Raw genomic sequence first — 17534 nt, forward strand, 5'->3', positions numbered from 1 at the left:
ATGGCTGACTTTGGTGTGTCATTGCTTGAAGCACGAAGAATGACACTTAAAGAGATGAAACTCTATCAGAAAGCATATAAGAAACGTTTTTTGAACAAAGAAAGAGAAATATATCAACTTGCTTATCTGAATAGGTTGGCTAATGCCACAACTAAAGATGGCAAAAAGTATTATTTCGAAAAATTTGACGACTTCTATAATGCTAAAGAACGTGCTCGTGAAGTTTTGGGCGAAAAAATCACTAACAGCAAACTGTTAGAACGAGCTCGAAATAATCTTAATTATAAGAAAGAAAGAGGGTTGCTAGATGGCAGATAAAACATTTAACGTCCGAGCAATATTGAGTGCTCAAGACAATGGCATGTCTAGCGCTCTCAAAAAAGCACAACAAAACGCTGAGAATTTAGGGAAAACCGGTACTAAACTAGGATCTGTTTTCAAAAGTGTTTTGGGTGCTAACTTAGTCAGTGCTGGTATCACTAAGGGGATCGGAACTTTAACTAGTGGTATCGGTGGATTGATGTCTGAGCTGAATAGCTCAACAAAGGCATGGAAAACATTCGATGGAAACCTTAGTCAATTGGGTTGGGGTAAAAAAGAAATTGCATCAGCTAAGAAAGCGATGCAAGATTATGCTACTAAAACCATCTATTCAGCGTCTGACATGGGAACAACATTCTCGCAAATGGCAGCAATCGGTCGCAGCGACGCTGGGGATTTGGTGAAAGCTATGGGTGGTCTTGCCGCTTCTGCTGAAAACCCTAAGCAAGCAATGAAAACCTTGAGTCAACAAATGGTTCAAACGATGACCAAACCCAAGGTTTCATGGGCAGATTTTAAGCTTATGATGGAACAATCACCAGCGGGTATGGCTGCTGTCGCTAAAGAGATGGGTATGTCTCTTGATGAGCTTGTAACCAAAATCCAAAATGGAGAAATCAAGACCGACGACTTCACCGAAGCTTTCAAACGTGCTGGTAATTCCATGCAAGACTTAGCTACGAGATATAAATCTGTAGATGAAGCTGTTGGTGGACTTTATGAAACGGTTTCAAATAAATTGCAACCCGTTTTTGAAAAGCTTAGTGCAAAAGTAATTAAAGGAATTGAAGGTATCATTGATGCTTTTAGCAAAATCGATGACAGTAAGATTCAGAACTTTGCTAACAATCTGAGCAAAGGCATTGATAAAGCGGTTAAAGAAGCAAGTCAGGCTGTGAAGGCTTTTTGGAAAGGTTTCAGCAATACCGGGGCTATAAAAGGTCTTAGCAATGCTTTCAGATATGTTGCTAGTCAGATAAGGTTAGCGTTTAAAAGTATCGACTTTAACAACCTATTCAAAGGTCTAGGTAGTGTTCTAGGAGATATAGGTTATGGCATTTCAAGAGCCTTAACAATTGCCACTAAATCAGTTAGCAACTTTATCAGCTCATTCGCTGATACAGGAGCATTCAAGGCGTTTAAAACAGCCTTAGAAGATGTTTGGGTTGTTGTTAAAAAACTTGGTTCGTCACTCGCTGACGTTTTTAACAGCTCTGAAATGCAAACGATTATATCTGTACTGGGTACAGCGTTTGGAACACTAGCCAAGTGGGCATCACAGGCTGCATCAGCAATAGCTAAATTTGTAAGTTCAATTCCTAAAAGTGTTCTCAACGGGATAACTAGCGGGATATTGGCAATAGCAGCAGGTTTTATAACTGCTAAGGCTGGGATTTCAGTATTAGGTGCCGCATTGAAAGGATTGGACTTCATCAAGAGTCTAAACCCATTCAAGAAGTTTGGTAAGGACGCTGCAGAAGGAACAGAACAAGCCGCTAACAGCGTGAGACGTTCTAAGTCAACTATTACTCAATTATTCAGTGGGATGGCCAATGTCATTAAATCAACAGGGACTAGCATTTCAACAGCTGCAAAAGGCATCGGAACAGGGCTATCAACTGCTTTTAAAGGCTTTGGCCAAGGACTTAAAGCAGCTTTGCAAGGTCTTAAAGGGTTGAACCCCGCAACCTTGCTTTCATTTGGCGCTGCCGTGGCTATTGCCGCAGTCGGAATCGGTACAGGTATTGCTATTATCGTAGCTTCATTCACTTTGCTAGCCACTCAATCCCAAGGCGTTTCACAGATATTAAAAGCTTTGGGTTCAGCATTTAGCACAGTCGTCCAAGGTATTGGCAAAGCTGCAGGAACTATCATTGAAGCATTCGGTACTGCTTTTGGAATTGTTGTCAAGGCAGTCGGTGAAGCTGCACCTGGGCTTGCACGATTATCACCATTGGTTGAAGCTATCGGCACTGCTCTAGGAAATGCAGCACCATTCATTTCAGCATTTGGAGATGCGCTGACTTCTATACTAGGAGTGTTGCCAAATGTAATTGATGGCTTCACAAAATTTGTTACTGCTCTAGGAAACGCAATTAGTGGAATCGTTAATGCAATTACTCCAATTGTTCAAATCATTAGTGACACAATCACTACAGTAACTCAAATCATCGCTAACGCTATTGTGGCAATCGCACCAGTTATTGCGAACGGTATTGCTCAAGTCGCTCAAGTTATCGGACAATTTGGACCACAGATTGCAATGGTAATCAGCGCTATTGCACAAGCTATCCAAGCAGCAGCACCTATCATCATAACCTTGATTCAAAGTATTGTTACCGTCGTTCAGACAATGGCTCCTGTAATGAGTCAAGTGGTTGCCGCCATCGTTACGGTTGTTCAAACTCTTGCGCCTATCATAAGCCAAACCATTTCAGCTATTGTTACAGCGATAACGCAAATTGTACCTATTATTACATCAATTGGTGGTGTTATTAGTGCTGCATTGAGTGGTATTGCATCTATTGTGTCAGCTGCAGGAATGGCAATTGCTACCGCAGCTATGGGTATCGGTACGGCTATTAGTACGGCTCTGAGTGGTGTGGCAAGTATCATTAGTGCTACTGGTACCGCAATTGGGGCAGCCTTGCAAGGTATTGCTAGCGTGGTCCAATCAGTCGGAACATCAATCAGTACAGCTGCTGAAGGTATCGGAAACGGTATTAAGTCAGCATTTGAAGGTATTTCAAGCGTGATTACTTCTGCAGGGAATGCAATCAGTAGTGTGTTGAATAGCCTAGCTAATGTATTCAACTCAATTGGTACAGCTGCTCAGAAGGCTGGTGCTGGTTTCAATCAGCTAGCTAGTGGTGTAGTCAAAATTACCAATACAAACTTAGGAGACATGGCTGCATCTCTTGCGGCAGTCGCTCATGGTATTGGTTCGATTAGTGATAGCTCAGCAGGTCTTGCTCAAGCTGGTGCAGGTATGGCTCAACTTGGAAGTGGCATGAGCAAGGTGTCAGCATCAGCAACTAGCGCTGTATCTGGTTTAACTTTGTTCTCAAGTACAATTACAAGCATTCAATCAGCATTCACTAACTTACAATCATTGCTAACTACCGCAGGAACAGCGTTCAGCACGTTCTCAATCCAAGCTATGCAATCACTAACTGGATTGTCTGCTATTGCAGGGCCTATCACAATCTTCCAAACTCAGATTATGATAATAGTGCCTGCATTAATGCAAGCAAGTGCAGGGTTGACCATGTTCAGCGCAGTAGCGATGGCGTTGTCTTCTAGCTTGACCTTTATCAGTACGTCCATGACAATGTTGACCACTGGCATGACTATGTTAGCCTCTCAGCTTACTATGGTAGCGACTGGTTTTACTACTATGGTTGCAAGCTCGACCTCACTGGGTGCAAGTTTGACCATGATGGCGGCTCAATTCATCACGATTGGTGCATCATTAACAATGCTAAATAGTCAATTCATTGCATTCACAGCTGCGTTGACTATGGTTAACAGTCAGTTATTGGCTTCTGCTGTGGGCGTGACAATGTTTGGATCACAATTTGCAATGTTGGGCTCAATCATGTCCATGTTCAGCAGTCAATTAACAATGGTTGGAGCATCTATTCAAATGATGGCCGCACAATTCACCATGATGAGTGCAAGCCTCACCGCTGTTGGTTCTACAGTTGCGATGATTGCCAGCCAGTTTACTGTGTTGATTGCGAGCATTATGCAGTTGACTGCTTCAATTTCAACAATTCCGCCACAATTCAGCATGGTTGCAACAAGTGCTACAACGGCCACAACAGCGATCATGCGAATTGGAACATCGGCGCCATTGATTGCTTCAGCAATGAACAGCGCGGCCTCACAGGTGCAATCAGCAATGCAGAATATGGCACAAGCTGTTCAGTCTAATGGCCAACGAATGATTCAAATGGGCAGACAAGCCGGTCTACAAACAGGGCAAGGAATTGCTCGGGGAATTCAATCAGCAACTGGGGCTGTATCTGCCGCAGCGGGCGCACTGGTTAGCGCAGCACAATCACGCGCTATGGCAGGCGCAGGCGCTATGCGTTCCGTAGGGGCAATGATTGGACAAGGTTTGGCCGCTGGTATGATGTCTGCTCTTGGGGCAGTAACAGCTGCCGCCAATGCCCTAGTCGCCCAAGCAGAGCGCGCGGCTCAAGCTAAGGCTAAAATTCACTCACCTTCAAGATTATTCCGTGATGAAGTTGGTATCTACATTGGTCAAGGTATGGCTGTTGGTATCGATAACAGCGTTAAATACGTCAGAGATTCCATTGAGAACATGGTTGACGTGGCTAGCGGTTACGCGATAGACGCCAGAGAGCTCTTTGAATATAATGACCTGTTTGATGACTTTGGCGGTGGTTTAATCCGTGGCAGCGTTGACTTAGCTGTTAGAGATGACAGTCGAATGGACCGCCTTGAGCAAGCGATGAACGTTATTACTAGATTAATTGAGCGACCTCTATCACTTAACATAGACGGTAGGGAGTTTGCATACGCTACAGGGGACGATTTGGGATCATACCAAAACGATAAGGATTTCAGTTACAAACGTATGAGAGGAATTAAATAATGGCTGTGTTTCAATTCAACGGATATGATTTGAATGATTACTTCAAACTAATCAAAGTGTCGCACGATGTTGGGAACGAACGTGATATCACTACAGACTCAGCCCCTAAAATTGGGGTTAATGTTCAACAAGTTTCGTTTGGTGCTAAGAAAATCAAGCTAACTGTTAGTTTAGCAACTAGAGACCTTAACGATAATGCTTTCGTAGACCCAAACGAGCCCGCTCAAATTGATAGCGGTATGTTTCACCATGTAAGAGAGCAAGCGGCTAGAGTGCTACACACTGAAAGACCTGTAGAGTTGAAACTACCAGACGAGCCAGATAGGTACTATCTAGCGATAGTAAAGGGTGATGTCACTTTAAAGGGCATCTCTGATTGGTATGACCAAGCTGAAATAGAATTTCTAGTTCCTGATGGTGTCGCACATTCAACCACTTACAGAAGTTTTGAAAACCCTAAAATAGAGAACAACAAGATGGTATTTGACCTTGTTAACGATGGATCAGTTAATGCTAACCCAATAATTACAGTGAAGCACAATAGTGAGAATGGCTATATTGGATTAGTTAATAGCACAGGTATCTGCGAGCTTGGGGATAGGTTAGAAGCAAATACAGAAGATTATAGACATTCAGAGGTACTTTTTGATTACGCTTCGTCAAACGGAGAGCACAGAATCCCTAACGGTTTATCTCAAGGATTGAAAAACATTGGCATCTCAAACGATGTCAACGACACCAAGCCAAACGGAAGTCTTTACATCGACAATGCTTGGGGACGACCTCACATTGCTTTGCAGAGCGGTCAAGTAGCATCGGTTACTTTTGACATACCAAGGGATTCAAGCGGTGAAAAAGGTGCGCTATATGAATACTTTTGGTGGAGGCAAATTTTCTGGCTTGGTTCTGCAAACCAAATGGGATACTTAAAAATCTGTGTCACAGATGCAAGCGGCACTTTTTTGTATGGTGTCGAAACTTTTAAACGTTACAATGGTTTAGACTGTGAATATAATTTTCTAGCTGGTGACGGCAAGGGAGGTTTCCGTATTGTCGACAGGAAGAATTTTTTAGGAACACACATCGAGCAGCACAACCCATTTAATGAACCTAGGGGATGGTCAGATATCCAAAGGTTTGATGATGTAGTTCAATACTACTGGTGGGGTTCTTATCCTAGATATACAATTCCTGAAATTAAGGGGAAAAAATCAGATAAAATTCATGTCATTTTCGGTAAGGTCGGCAACGCACCACTTATTACACACATGTATTTAGATGATTTTATATACCGAAAAGACTACGTTTTTGGTGTCAGGGATATCCCTAATAGATACCGCGCTGGTGGAAAAGTGGTAATAGATAGTGAAACTGATACCGTCACTGTAGATAATATTCCAAAGATTGTCGATGTTGTGCAAGGGTCTGACTTCCTCACAATTCCCCCTGGTAAGTCACAGCTAGAAGTCTATTGCTCGAGTTGGATAACAACTAAACCATCTGTATCTGTTAAATTTGAGGAGAGGTATCTATAATGTTGTTAACAATTCATGACGCCAATTTACAAAAAGTTGGCTTCATCGATAACGAAAAGCAAGAAACACTAAATTTTTACGATGACACTTGGAATCGTAACCTTGAGACTGCTTCAAGTACATTCGAGTTTACTGTTTCAAAAAAAGAGCTGCTGAGCGATACAGCAAATAAGCCGCTTTATAACCAACTAAACGAGCGCTCTTTTGTCTCCTTCAAATATAAAGGCAAGACATACCTTTTCAACATCATGAAAACGGAAGAGAATGAGCGATGGTTACGATGCTATTGTGAAAACTTAAATCTCGAGCTGATAAATGAGTACACGAACGCCTACAAGGCTGACAGGCCTAGATCTTTCGCGGAATATCTTGATGTATTCGAAATTCCTCAGTTTGCGATGGTTAAAATAGGTGTTAATGAGATCTCTGATCAGAAGAGAACGCTCGAGTGGGAAGGGCAGGACACAAAACTGGCAAGGCTCTTAAGCTTGGCCAATAAATTCGACGCTGAAGTTGAATTTGTGACTCAACTTAACGATGACAGTTCAATTAAGCAACTCGTTTTGAACGTTTACCATAAAGCGGACGACTCGCACACTGGTGTGGGTCGGATTCGTGGCGATATTCGTCTTGCGTTTGAAAAAAATATCAAGTCAATGACGAGGAAAGTCGACAAGACTGAGATCTATACGCTGGTAGTGCCTTATGGCAAATCGAAAGAGACCCATGAAGGCGAGCAAGAAGTACGTGTCTACATTGACAGCCTTCCGCCTTGGGAGGAAAAGAATGACGAAGGTATTGTTATCTTCAAACAAGAAGGTGTCAACCTCTATGCACCTCATGCAGCCGACTTATACCCGTCTACTTTTGGCGTATCAACTCAATCTAATAAATGGATTCGGAAAGATCTTGAGGTCGATAGTGACAATCCGAACGTTATCCGTGCCGCAGGAATTGCAAATTTGCGTAAACACGCATATCCAGCTATCACTTACGAGGTTGACGGTTTTGTAGATGTAGAAATCGGGGATACCATAACAATCCACGACAAAGGATTCACACCAGCGCTTGACATAAGAGCGCGTGCCGTTGAGCAAAAAATCAGCTTCAGCAACCCCACCAACAATAAGACCACTTTCGGAAACTTCAAAGAGCTTGAAAATAGGACATCTGGAGACCTTAGAAGTGTCTTTGAGCAAATGGTTGAGAACATTCGACCATACAATATCCTAGTCTCAACTGATAACGGTGTCTTGTTTAAAAACAATACAGGGCAGTCAACACTACGCCCAACATTAAAAAGGGGTAATCAGGTTGTTAATGCAACCTATCGATTTGTGATCGATGGCTCTATTGTTAGCTCTGGTCTGACCTATACCGTCAAAGCAAGCGATATCACAAAACCAACTGTAATTACAATTTCAGCGTGGGTAGATAATAAAGAAGTAGCTTCAGAAGAAGTTACTTTTGTAAATGTATCAGATGGTAAACAAGGACCTAAAGGTGCTGACGGGAAAACACCTTATGTTCACTTTGCTTATGCCGATAGTGCCGATGGTCAAAAGGGTTTCAGTTTAACCCAGACTGGTACCAAGAGGTATTTAGGTGTGTACACAGATTTCAATCAAGCGGACAGCACTAACCCAGCTGATTATACTTGGAGTGACACGGCTGGCAGCGTTTCGGTTGGTGGTGATAATTTAATCGTTAACTCAGCTTTTCCAAAAGACCTTGACGGATGGGGTTATTGGGACGAAAACGAGGCGAATAACAATCTTCATATAGCAACACATGAATTTTATTACAATGGTGCAAGAAAACTATTTAGATTAGATAATGACGGCAAGAAGGAAGTTCCTGCCGCATCAAGACGTTTCTCAGTCAAACAAAATACTGATTACTCATTTAATATTCAGACTTTCGCTACTGGTAATATCAAGGGGTTAACTATCTATTTTTTGGGGCGGAAGGCGAATGAAACTGACAAGACATTTACTAAAGTGATCCATTTAAAAACATATACAGGTTCACCATCGGTAACACAAACGGTTAAATGGCACTTGACTTTCAACTCTGGAGAGTGCGATGAAGGGTTCATTCGTATTGATAACAGTGGCACTACTGACGGTAAAACATCTATGCTATTCTTTGCTGAGTTGGACTGCTATGAGAGTACTACAGACAGGGCTTGGCAAGCGTCTCCTGAAGATTTGAAGGACGAGATAGACACTAAAGCCGATGATGCATTAACGCAGGCTCAGCTTAATAAATTAAGTGAAATTAATTCGGTGATGAAAGCAGAGCTCGAAGCAAAAGCATCCCTTGCCACTGTTAATCAATGGATTAAGGCTTATCAAGATTTTGTTAACGCAAATAGCGCAGATCGCGCACAGGCTGAAAAGAGTCTTGCAGACGCTAGTGCTCGTGTCGCAAAACTAGAGAATAATCTGAACGATATGTCAGAGCGTTGGAATTTTATCGATAACTACATGGCAGCATCAAATGATGGTTTGGTTATCGGGAAGAAAGATAACTCCAGCTCTATTATGTTCAATCCAAATGGGCGTATATCAATGTTTTCAGCTGGTAATGAGGTAATGTATATCTCTCAGGGTGTGATTCACATTGAGAACGGTATTTTTTCTAAGACTATTCAAATTGGACGATTCCGAGAAGAACAAGATTTTATTAATCCGGATCGCAACGTCATCCGCTATGCAGGAGGTATTTAATAATGGTTGAATTTTGGTCAAACAATGACCGTGGGTATCGCATCAGGCTATGGATTGACCAAGTTGGGCAGAATGTTCAAAATAATACGAGCGATGTTCGTATTCGTTTGGCATTGCTTAATCAGTGGTGGACGTTCGCAGGTTATCAATGTTATGGCTATGTCGATGGGTTTGGTCAACGGCTTGAATATTCAGGAAGCCCCTCAATGCTTTCCAACAATTCAGAGATACAACTAATTGACCGCACAATTACCGTTCAACATGCCGATGACGGTACTGGTGTTTTCGTGGTACGTGCTCATTTCAACGGCTCGGGGGGATACAGTCCCGGAAACCTAGACATAGGAAGCCAAACCATAACACTGACGACAATTCCAAGAGGGAGCACGGTAAGTGTCTCAGATGGGGTTATCGGAAAACAAGTAGACATTTCTATTGATAGAAAAATAGATGGCGCTACACATACACTACGCTATTCTTGGTACAACAAACAAGGTAAAATTGCCGACAATGTTGGAACGTCGTATAAATGGACAATCCCAGAAGATTTTGCGGACGACATCCCAAACTCAACTAGTGGTTGGGGTACTATATACGTTGATACCTATATTAACGGTAAGTTCATTCAAACACAGTCGACCGTCCTAACGGCAAGTATTGACACGAACCTCCTAAAACCATATTTCAAAGGGTTTACTTTAGAAGATGCCAACACAGCTACTCAAAGGGTAATTCCAGAAAAAACGCATTTTGTTTCCATCATGTCGCTCGTAAAGGTGACATTTAACGGAGCGCAAGCTCAACATGGGGCTTCGATTACTGGGTACTATGCTGAAATCGTTGGTGCTAACAACTCTGTTACTGAGAATGGCGGGGTGTTTCGTGAGGTGTCTGTTAACAAAGACACTGAAATGACCTTAAGAGGAAGGGTCAAAGACAGTCGTGGGGTTTGGTCTGATTGGGTAGAGACAAAGATAACTTTTCTATTCTACTTCAGCCCAATTTTAAGCTTTGAGGTGACTAGAAGTGGGTCTAGGGCGGACACGCTAACGATTAAGAGATACGCTAAAATAGCACCTCTAAGCGTTAATGGTATTCAGAGAAATGTCATGAAACTTACTTTTTCAACTGCGAAAGTTGGCTGGGATAACTTTGTTGTTGACAACGGGCAGGCAGGCGGTGAGTGGTCAAGCATTTCTGAACTTAATGCATCCGATGCGAATTTAGGAAATTCATACCCTGCTGACACTTCTTATATTGTTAAAGGAAAACTAGAAGACAGCTTTACAAGCACAGAGTTTCAGGGAACAGTCCCGAACGACAAGGTGGTCCTAACTTATGACCAATTAGGGATTGGAGTTGGTAAATTTAGGGAATGGGGGGCGCTTGACGTTAATGGTGATATTTATGCGAATAACAGCCCTATCCAACAATATCAGCTGACAAATAACGATGGGTCTCCTAAAATGGCGATCAACGCAAACACTATCGAAGACCCTGGTCAATATCACCTCTTTTCTGCCGCCCAGGGAAACCCAAGTGGTCAGTGGGGGCATTTATTCCATCACAGCAGCTATGGAAAAGGTAGCATGTATAAAGATGCTATTCAGATTTTTTGGTCGAACGATGGCAGGTTATTTTTCAGGCATCACCGATGGTCAAAAATAGTTGATGATTGGGAACCGTGGAAAGAATTTGCTAGGAATGATAATACTAACCTCATTAACACTGGTTGGCAATATGCAGGATTTAAAGGTAGTTTCTATAAGCGTGTTGGAGATGTCTTGACGCTTAGATACGAGTTTACTGGTAATGGTGAAGATATTGAAATAGCTTCCTTACCAACAGATATTTTTAAAGCACCCCAAGATTATATGTTCACAATTAAAGCTTGGTATAAACTTGCTGACCACGACTCTCACGCACAAATCAATGAAGGGAGCAGTAATATTGTCGCTGTAGCAACATTAAAAAATTGGGATTATCGAGGTCAACTAACAATTATGCTATAGAAAGAAGGAAATTCATGAAATTTGAATACGAATCTAAGTCGAAAGAATACGATGCAAGCGGTGCAGCTTCCGCCACAAAAGTAGTTTTGAGAAACCGAGATGGCGCTTACATACCCGTCTTTTTGCCAGTCGAGAAAATCGACTTATCAAACACCGAGCTATTAAATGCAGCACTAGAAGTAATCTATCAAGAGAATTTCCCACAACGTGCTGAAACAGAGAAGTTTAAAGAACTTGACGATAAAATCGCTAAATATGATGAAATGATTGAGAAAATGCAGAAAGCCATCGATGACTCGGAAAAGATGACAAAGCTAGCAACAGCTACGCTAAATGGCTTAATCAATCAAACGTATGCTGATGAGGAAAAAACAGCAAATGAAACTAACACACAAAATTAAAAACACAATTTTAGGAGGAAGAACAATGATGATTAATTATTTCGCAATGCAAATTGAATTAGGCTGGATTACTATTGAGACCGTGCCAAAACGTTTCCGTAAACAAGTGCAAGAGCTTGTAGACTTGTCTCATGCAGGCTTGCAAAAAGATAAAGAACCCGCTGAATAATCAGCTTAGGAAAGTAGAGGAGATTATGCATGTTGAATTTTTAACAGGAGTATTCTCGTTAATTGCAAGTTTGGTCGGCACGTTTGGCGGGATTGTCACAAGCACTAAACTAACCAATTATCAAATCAATGAACTTAAAAAACAGGTTGACAAACACAACAGCGTCATCGAACGAACTTTTAAGTTGGAAGAACACAACAAGTATGTTGATGAACGCATCGCACGCTTGGAAAGCGAGGTTGAGAAATGAAAACATTGGAGAGCTAAAAGGAAATATCGAAGAAGTTAAAAAATTAGTAGATCGAAACTTGAGAGGATGAACAATAAATGATTAATTTAAAATTACGATTACAAAACAAAGCTACATTAGTAGCTCTCATTTCAGCAGTGTTCTTGATGCTGCAACAATTCGGGCTTCACATTCCGACCAACATTCAAGAGGGAGTAAATACCTTTGTGGGAATTTTGGTTATTCTCGGAATCGTTACCGACCCTACCACTAAGGGGATCGCAGACAGCGAACGAGCATTGAACTATGACGAACCACTAGACGATAAGGAAGGAAAATAGTATGAGTGTCCCACAATCTATTGTAAATTGGTTTGTTAGCCATCGCAAACTATTGACTTACTCAATGTATGGGTCACGGAATGGCTCGGACGGTACAGCTGACTGCTCTGGTTCGATTTCTCAAGCCTTAAAAGAAGCTGGTATTGGTATTCAAGGTCTACCATCAACAGTAACACTAGGTCAACAACTAGCAAATAACGGTTTCTATCGTGTAAGTATTAATCAGGATTGGGATGCCTTGACAGGAGATATCATCTTGATGTCATGGGGTGCTGATATGTCCACATCTGGTGGTGCTGGGGGACACGTTGGTGTCATGATGGATAGTGTAAACTTCATTAGTTGTGACTATTCAACTCAAGGAGCAGTAGGCCAAGCTATCAATACGTATCCATGGAATGACTACTATGCAGCTAACAAGCCTTCATATATCGAAGTTTGGCGTTATTCTGACTCAGCACCACAAACGAATAACCAAGCCAATACAGCAGTAGCACCGCAAGAGAAAGCTTACTACGAAGCCAATGAAGTCAAATATGTTAATGGCATTTGGCAGATTAGATGTGATTACTTAACCCCAATCGGATTTGATTGGCTCCAGAATGGGATCCCTGTAGCAATGGTGAACTGGGTAGATGCTGACGGCAACGACCTCACAGACGGTGCTGACCAAGATTTTAAAGCTGGAATGTACTTTAGTTTCTCTGGCGATGAAGTCAACATCACAGATACCGGAAATGGTGGCTACTACGGTGGCTACTACTGGCGTTTGTTCGAGTTTGGTCAGTTTGGTCCAGTATGGCTCTCTTGTTGGAACAAGGACGATTTGGTAAACTATTATAAATAGACCACGAAAACTAAAAAAAAAATTGAAAAGGAGTATATCACCTCCCCTCACACTGCAATAGGGATACCATGGCAGTAGTGGTCAAAGCCTCAGCATTTTGCTGGGGCTTTTTTTGTTTGACTTATAAATGATAATTTTATAAAATGTAATTGGATAACCTAGATAAAGTTTTATCTAGCGCAAAAGGTAATAGACTGATTAAGTTCAGATCCCTTGAAAAAGGGAACATTTTGTTGGGGGTTAAGACCCCCTTTTGTTTTTTTGTGTTATAATATATGAAACGACAAACCCCCTGCATCCACATGGACAGATACGCTCTGACGCAGGGCTTTTTTATTTGCCATTCTAATAGATAAGTGCTATTATAGTAAGTATAATACTTGGCATCGTTTCGATTAAATTCTCGAACTGTACACCTCGGATTTTAGTCGATGTTTTTGTTTTTATTTCATGCAGCTTGGTGGCATATGCTGCCAATTTTTTAATAAAAAAAGGGGATATGATAACCCTCTGACAAAATGATATAGAATTGGTGGACTTAAATGAAGAAGTTTTGGCATAGCGGTTTGATTGATAAGAAGGTCATTGCGAAACGTGAACAGGATGAGTATATGAATAAACTTCAAAGAATTATCCTTGAGTTGAGAAGTGAGAAGCATCCAGATATGATAGATTATATGGAACTGATTGATTGGTATATAAAACATCGCAAACCATACGATAATTATAGTGGAGAATTAGAGAAATGATTGGATTTGTTATTTGGATTTTATCTATATTATTGTTGATATTGATTTGAGCGCTTATATTTTAGGAAAAAGAGGGCAATCGCTCTCTTTTTTTATTTTGCAAAAAAATCTAAATTTCTTTATCAAAAGTGTTGACGTATGTCAACGTGTGCGATATAATGTATACATAAGATAAAGAGAGAGGTAAACAAAATGAAAAAAGAAATTATGAAAAAAGCATGGAAAATCGCTAAAGAAGCAGTTAAGAAGTTCGGCGGCAAAGCTATCGAATACATCGCAGAAGCTATGAAAATGGCTTGGGCTGCTGCAAAAGGCGGAAACGCTAGCTTAGCTAAATTTCAAGCAGTAGAATCTAAAATGCGTAAAGCTGGTAAATACTCAATGATTCAAGTTTTAAATTTCGCTAAGGAAGTGAAATTTAACGAAGTTATGCACAAAGCGGTGCTTACTATGGAATCGAAGTAGTGGCTGATGGTTCTAATATCGGTACTTACTTTATTGCTGAAAAAGTTTGGGAAGTAGCTTAATTAAAAAAAGAAAGAAGGAAGTAAAAATGGCATACGGAAAAAGCAGATACAATCGATACAGAAAAAGAAGTTTCAACATAAGTGACACAAAGCGTAGGGAATATGCACAAGAAATGGAGAAATTAGAACAAGAATTTGAAAACCTTGATGGTTGGTATCTATCTAGCATGAAGGATAGTGCATACAAGGATTTTGGGAAATACGAAATTCGCTTATCAAATCATTCGGCAGACAATAAATATCATGACCTAGAGAATGGTCGCTTAATCGTTAATGTTAAAGCTAGTAAATTGAACTTCATTGATATCATTGAGAACAAACTTGATAAAATCATTGAGAAGATTGATACTCTTGATTTAGATAAGTACAGATTCATTAATGCTACTAAATTGGAACATGACATCAAATGCTATTACAAAGGATTTAAGACAAAGAAGGATGTAATCTAAAATGATAATAAACACTGCACGAGTTGAATTAGTTTTAATGAACAAAGCTATACCAGCAAATTATTTAGAAAGAGAGATAGGAATTAGTCGTTCAGCAATTACTAGGATCAGAAACAGCGAGCGAAAAATAGAGAATCTAACGCTCGAAACAATTATTAAAGTCCAGAAATGGATAGATTCGGGCAAATATACCTTCTCTTATGATTATTCCGACTTGATAGAAGAGTTGGAAGAAGATATTGCAGAAGGCTTGGTAGATGAGTATATCTATGTTGTCCGTGGTGATTATAACGAAGCCTTGGAAAAGTGTCCTATTATCGACTACTACTACACTTCTGAAGAGATTGAAGAAGGAGATCTCGCAGAGAAGACCCTAACAGCTTCTGTCTTGGCTGAAATGAAAAAGGACAACGAAATCTTTTAACCGTTCATTTGTACATCTATTAGTATGGCAGTGTCAACAATTCTGTCCACCTTTTTCAAAAATCTACGAAAACAAATAAAAATAAAAACTGTATAAACTTAGTAAAATTAAGTCTTTACAGCTTCATTTATTATCAAATTTTATATATTTTCGTTGGCAGAGGACATTTTTAATCCCTTAACTATGCGGTTTTAAGCTACTTTGCCCCAAATCTGCCTCAATTTTTATTTAAAGTTGTTTGACACCTATTACGAGATAGGTGTTTTCTAATACCTTGAATTGTGCACTTATATTGTATATTCAAGACTAAAAAACCCCAGTTAGATTTAGTTTCTAATCGGGGTTATCTCCTGAATACTTGATGATCCTGAGTAATTTTTTGATTTAATTTACAATTAAACTTGAGTTAGCGCTTGATGAAGATTGTGGATACTCATAAGTACTGTTATCAGCATTAGTGCTCCACTCATTGATTTCATTGAATGAGCTATATTGAACACGTTCTCCATCGCTGTTAGTGACATATGAACCATCTTCTGGATCGCCCCAACCTCGTCCCCCTTCAAAGGGATTTGGTTCTTCTTGAGAGCCTTCTTGATGAGGAGGCGTATTGCCATTTTGCTTCTGACTTGATTGTTGAGAAGGAGAAGATGCTTGATCCTTATCCTTCTCTTTAGAATTCCTTGTTTTATCATCCGTCGAGGTAGCTGTCGAAGAGTTGGTGGTAGTTTTCTTATGAGATGAGCATTCTTAGATGATTGGAAAGATGATGAGTGATGTGTTTTTGTTTCTGGTTTTACAGGTTCTTTGGAATGTTTTGATAAAATAGTTAAGAAAGAGAATATAGTCATCAAAACAAAGGTCATAATAATAACTTTTTTATTATATTTTTTTCTTTTCATTTTCTTTTCATGTTTGGCTCCTTTCTTAGTCATAGCTGAAAGGAAAAAAATGCAGAAAAAAACCAGGTTTCCCTGGCCATAACTTTTAGCGGCTTACACGACGGCGAGCTGCTTTTTTACGGTTTTCTTCGATGAAAGCCAATTTCTTTTTTTCTGGTTCGATGATTGTTTTCTTAACTGCGAAAACAGCTCCTGCTACAGTAGCAGCAGTTCCGAGAATGCCAGTAGCGACACCTTTAGCAAATGAATGTTTTTTAGCCATGAGACTATCCTCCGTATATGTTATAATATGCTTACATTATCTAAAAAAATATCTAGAATTGCAAGTAAAAAACATTATGAAAAACAAACTTATTGTAGTAGCTGGACCTACTGCTGTGGGAAAAACGGCGCTTGGAATTGAATTGGCTGAGCGTTTTAATGGAGAGATAATCTCGGGAGATAGCCAGCAGGTTTATCGACAACTGAATATAGGAACTGCAAAGGCCACTCCTGAAGAACAAGCAGCAGCTGTACATCATTTAATCGATGTCCGTGATGTAGATGAGTCCTATTCAGCCTATGATTTTGTGACAGAGGCGCAGGCTGCCATCACTGATATTGTTAGTCGTGGCAAGTTGCCTATCATTGTAGGGGGAACAGGTCTTTATTTACAGAGCCTTTTAGAAGGTTATCATCTAGGGGGGCAAGTTGACCAAAATCAGGTTTTAGCCTGCCGTTCAGAACTAGAGCAATTGTCTGATCAGCAGCTTTTCGAAAAGATTGATAGCTTAGGTATAGAGATCAAAGAGATAAATCGTCGTCGCGCCATTAGAGCACTTGAGCTTTATCGTTTTTCGGACAATCTTGAAAATACTGAGACCTGTTATGAACCCTTTATAATTGGCTTGGATGACGAGCGTTCCCTGATTTATGACCGTATTAATACACGAGTTGACAAGATGGTTGAACTTGGGCTCTTAGAAGAAGCTAAGTGGCTTTACGATAATTTTCCGGAGGCCCAGTCGGCTCGTGGAATTGGCTACAAGGAATTATTTCCTTATTTTTCTGGGGAACAAACTTTAGATGATGCCTTAGAAAAACTCAAGCAAAATACCCGTCGATTTGCTAAACGTCAATTAACCTGGTTTAGAAATCGGATGACGGTAAGGTTCTATCAAATTTCTAGTCCAGAATATCCTGAAAATGTTATACAAGATCTTGCTATATTTTTTAATGAAGAGGAAGGAGAAAAGTAGGTCGATCTTAGTATCCAGGACCTATCTTTGCTAT

At 40.4% G+C, this 17534-nt stretch carries 16 protein-coding genes; 15 read left to right on the top strand and 1 reads right to left on the bottom strand.

Annotated features, from left to right (window positions below):
* From NSQ85_RS06240 to NSQ85_RS06305, 14 genes are all read left to right on the top strand, one after another.
* The gene (locus NSQ85_RS06240; RefSeq protein WP_015968561.1) at positions 1–318 is read left to right on the top strand and encodes a hypothetical protein; all 318 of its coding nucleotides are present in this window, start codon (positions 1–3) and stop codon (positions 316–318) included.
* Positions 308–4945: a tape measure protein gene (locus tag NSQ85_RS06245; RefSeq protein WP_340781416.1), complete on the top strand. Its 4638-nt coding sequence runs from the start codon at positions 308–310 to the stop codon at positions 4943–4945. Before NSQ85_RS06240 ends, NSQ85_RS06245 begins: the two co-directional genes overlap by 11 nt.
* Complete coding sequence (locus tag NSQ85_RS06250) at positions 4945–6480, top strand: distal tail protein Dit (RefSeq protein WP_340781417.1); 1536 nt, start codon at positions 4945–4947, stop codon at positions 6478–6480. Before NSQ85_RS06245 ends, NSQ85_RS06250 begins: the two co-directional genes overlap by 1 nt.
* Positions 6480–9212, top strand: a complete 2733-nt coding sequence (locus NSQ85_RS06255; protein ID WP_340781418.1) for a phage tail spike protein — start codon at positions 6480–6482, stop codon at positions 9210–9212. The genes NSQ85_RS06250 and NSQ85_RS06255 overlap by 1 nt, the downstream gene beginning before the upstream one ends.
* 2 nt (positions 9213–9214) lie before the next feature.
* Positions 9215–11224 (top strand): DUF859 domain-containing protein, encoded by a 2010-nt coding sequence (locus tag NSQ85_RS06260; RefSeq protein WP_340781419.1) that lies wholly within the window; start codon positions 9215–9217, stop codon positions 11222–11224.
* 14 nt (positions 11225–11238) lie between these two features.
* A complete protein-coding gene (locus NSQ85_RS06265; RefSeq protein WP_340781420.1) occupies positions 11239–11625 on the top strand; it encodes a DUF1366 domain-containing protein in 387 nt (128 codons plus the stop codon).
* Positions 11626–11653: 28 nt separating this feature from the next.
* Positions 11654–11794: a hypothetical protein gene (locus tag NSQ85_RS06270; RefSeq protein WP_340781557.1), complete on the top strand. Its 141-nt coding sequence runs from the start codon at positions 11654–11656 to the stop codon at positions 11792–11794.
* 25 nt (positions 11795–11819) lie between these two features.
* Positions 11820–12044 (top strand): hypothetical protein, encoded by a 225-nt coding sequence (locus NSQ85_RS06275; protein WP_340781422.1) that lies wholly within the window; start codon positions 11820–11822, stop codon positions 12042–12044.
* 77 nt (positions 12045–12121) lie between these two features.
* On the top strand, positions 12122–12364 hold the full coding sequence (locus tag NSQ85_RS06280) for a phage holin (RefSeq protein ID WP_340781423.1): 243 nt from the start codon (positions 12122–12124) through the stop codon (positions 12362–12364).
* 1 nt (position 12365) lies between these two features.
* Positions 12366–13211 (top strand): lytic exoenzyme target recognition domain-containing protein, encoded by an 846-nt coding sequence (locus tag NSQ85_RS06285; RefSeq protein ID WP_340781424.1) that lies wholly within the window; start codon positions 12366–12368, stop codon positions 13209–13211.
* A gap of 542 nt (positions 13212–13753) precedes the next feature.
* Positions 13754–13960, top strand: coding sequence for a hypothetical protein (locus NSQ85_RS06290; RefSeq protein WP_340781425.1), 207 nt, complete (start codon positions 13754–13756; stop codon positions 13958–13960).
* Between the two features lie 192 nt (positions 13961–14152).
* On the top strand, positions 14153–14425 hold the full coding sequence (locus tag NSQ85_RS06295) for a hypothetical protein (RefSeq protein ID WP_340781426.1): 273 nt from the start codon (positions 14153–14155) through the stop codon (positions 14423–14425).
* A gap of 88 nt (positions 14426–14513) precedes the next feature.
* Positions 14514–14936: an anti-CRISPR protein AcrIIA5 gene (acrIIA5, locus tag NSQ85_RS06300; RefSeq protein ID WP_340781427.1), complete on the top strand. Its 423-nt coding sequence runs from the start codon at positions 14514–14516 to the stop codon at positions 14934–14936.
* Between the two features lies 1 nt (position 14937).
* Entirely contained in the window at positions 14938–15360 is a 423-nt protein-coding gene (locus NSQ85_RS06305) for a hypothetical protein (protein WP_340781428.1), read from the top strand.
* Positions 15361–16347: 987 nt separating this feature from the next.
* On the opposite strand, the gene NSQ85_RS06310 is transcribed toward NSQ85_RS06305, so the two are convergent.
* Positions 16348–16524: a DUF3042 family protein gene (locus tag NSQ85_RS06310; RefSeq protein WP_014727550.1), complete on the bottom strand. Its 177-nt coding sequence runs from the start codon at positions 16522–16524 to the stop codon at positions 16348–16350.
* A 76-nt stretch (positions 16525–16600) separates the two neighbouring features.
* Between NSQ85_RS06310 and miaA the strand changes: the two genes are divergently transcribed.
* Positions 16601–17500, top strand: coding sequence for a tRNA (adenosine(37)-N6)-dimethylallyltransferase MiaA (miaA, locus tag NSQ85_RS06315; protein ID WP_179973784.1), 900 nt, complete (start codon positions 16601–16603; stop codon positions 17498–17500).
* Positions 17501–17534 lie beyond the last annotated feature (34 nt).

The organism is Streptococcus sp. FSL L8-0526, assembly GCF_038007145.1.
Lineage (GTDB): Bacteria > Bacillota > Bacilli > Lactobacillales > Streptococcaceae > Streptococcus > Streptococcus thermophilus.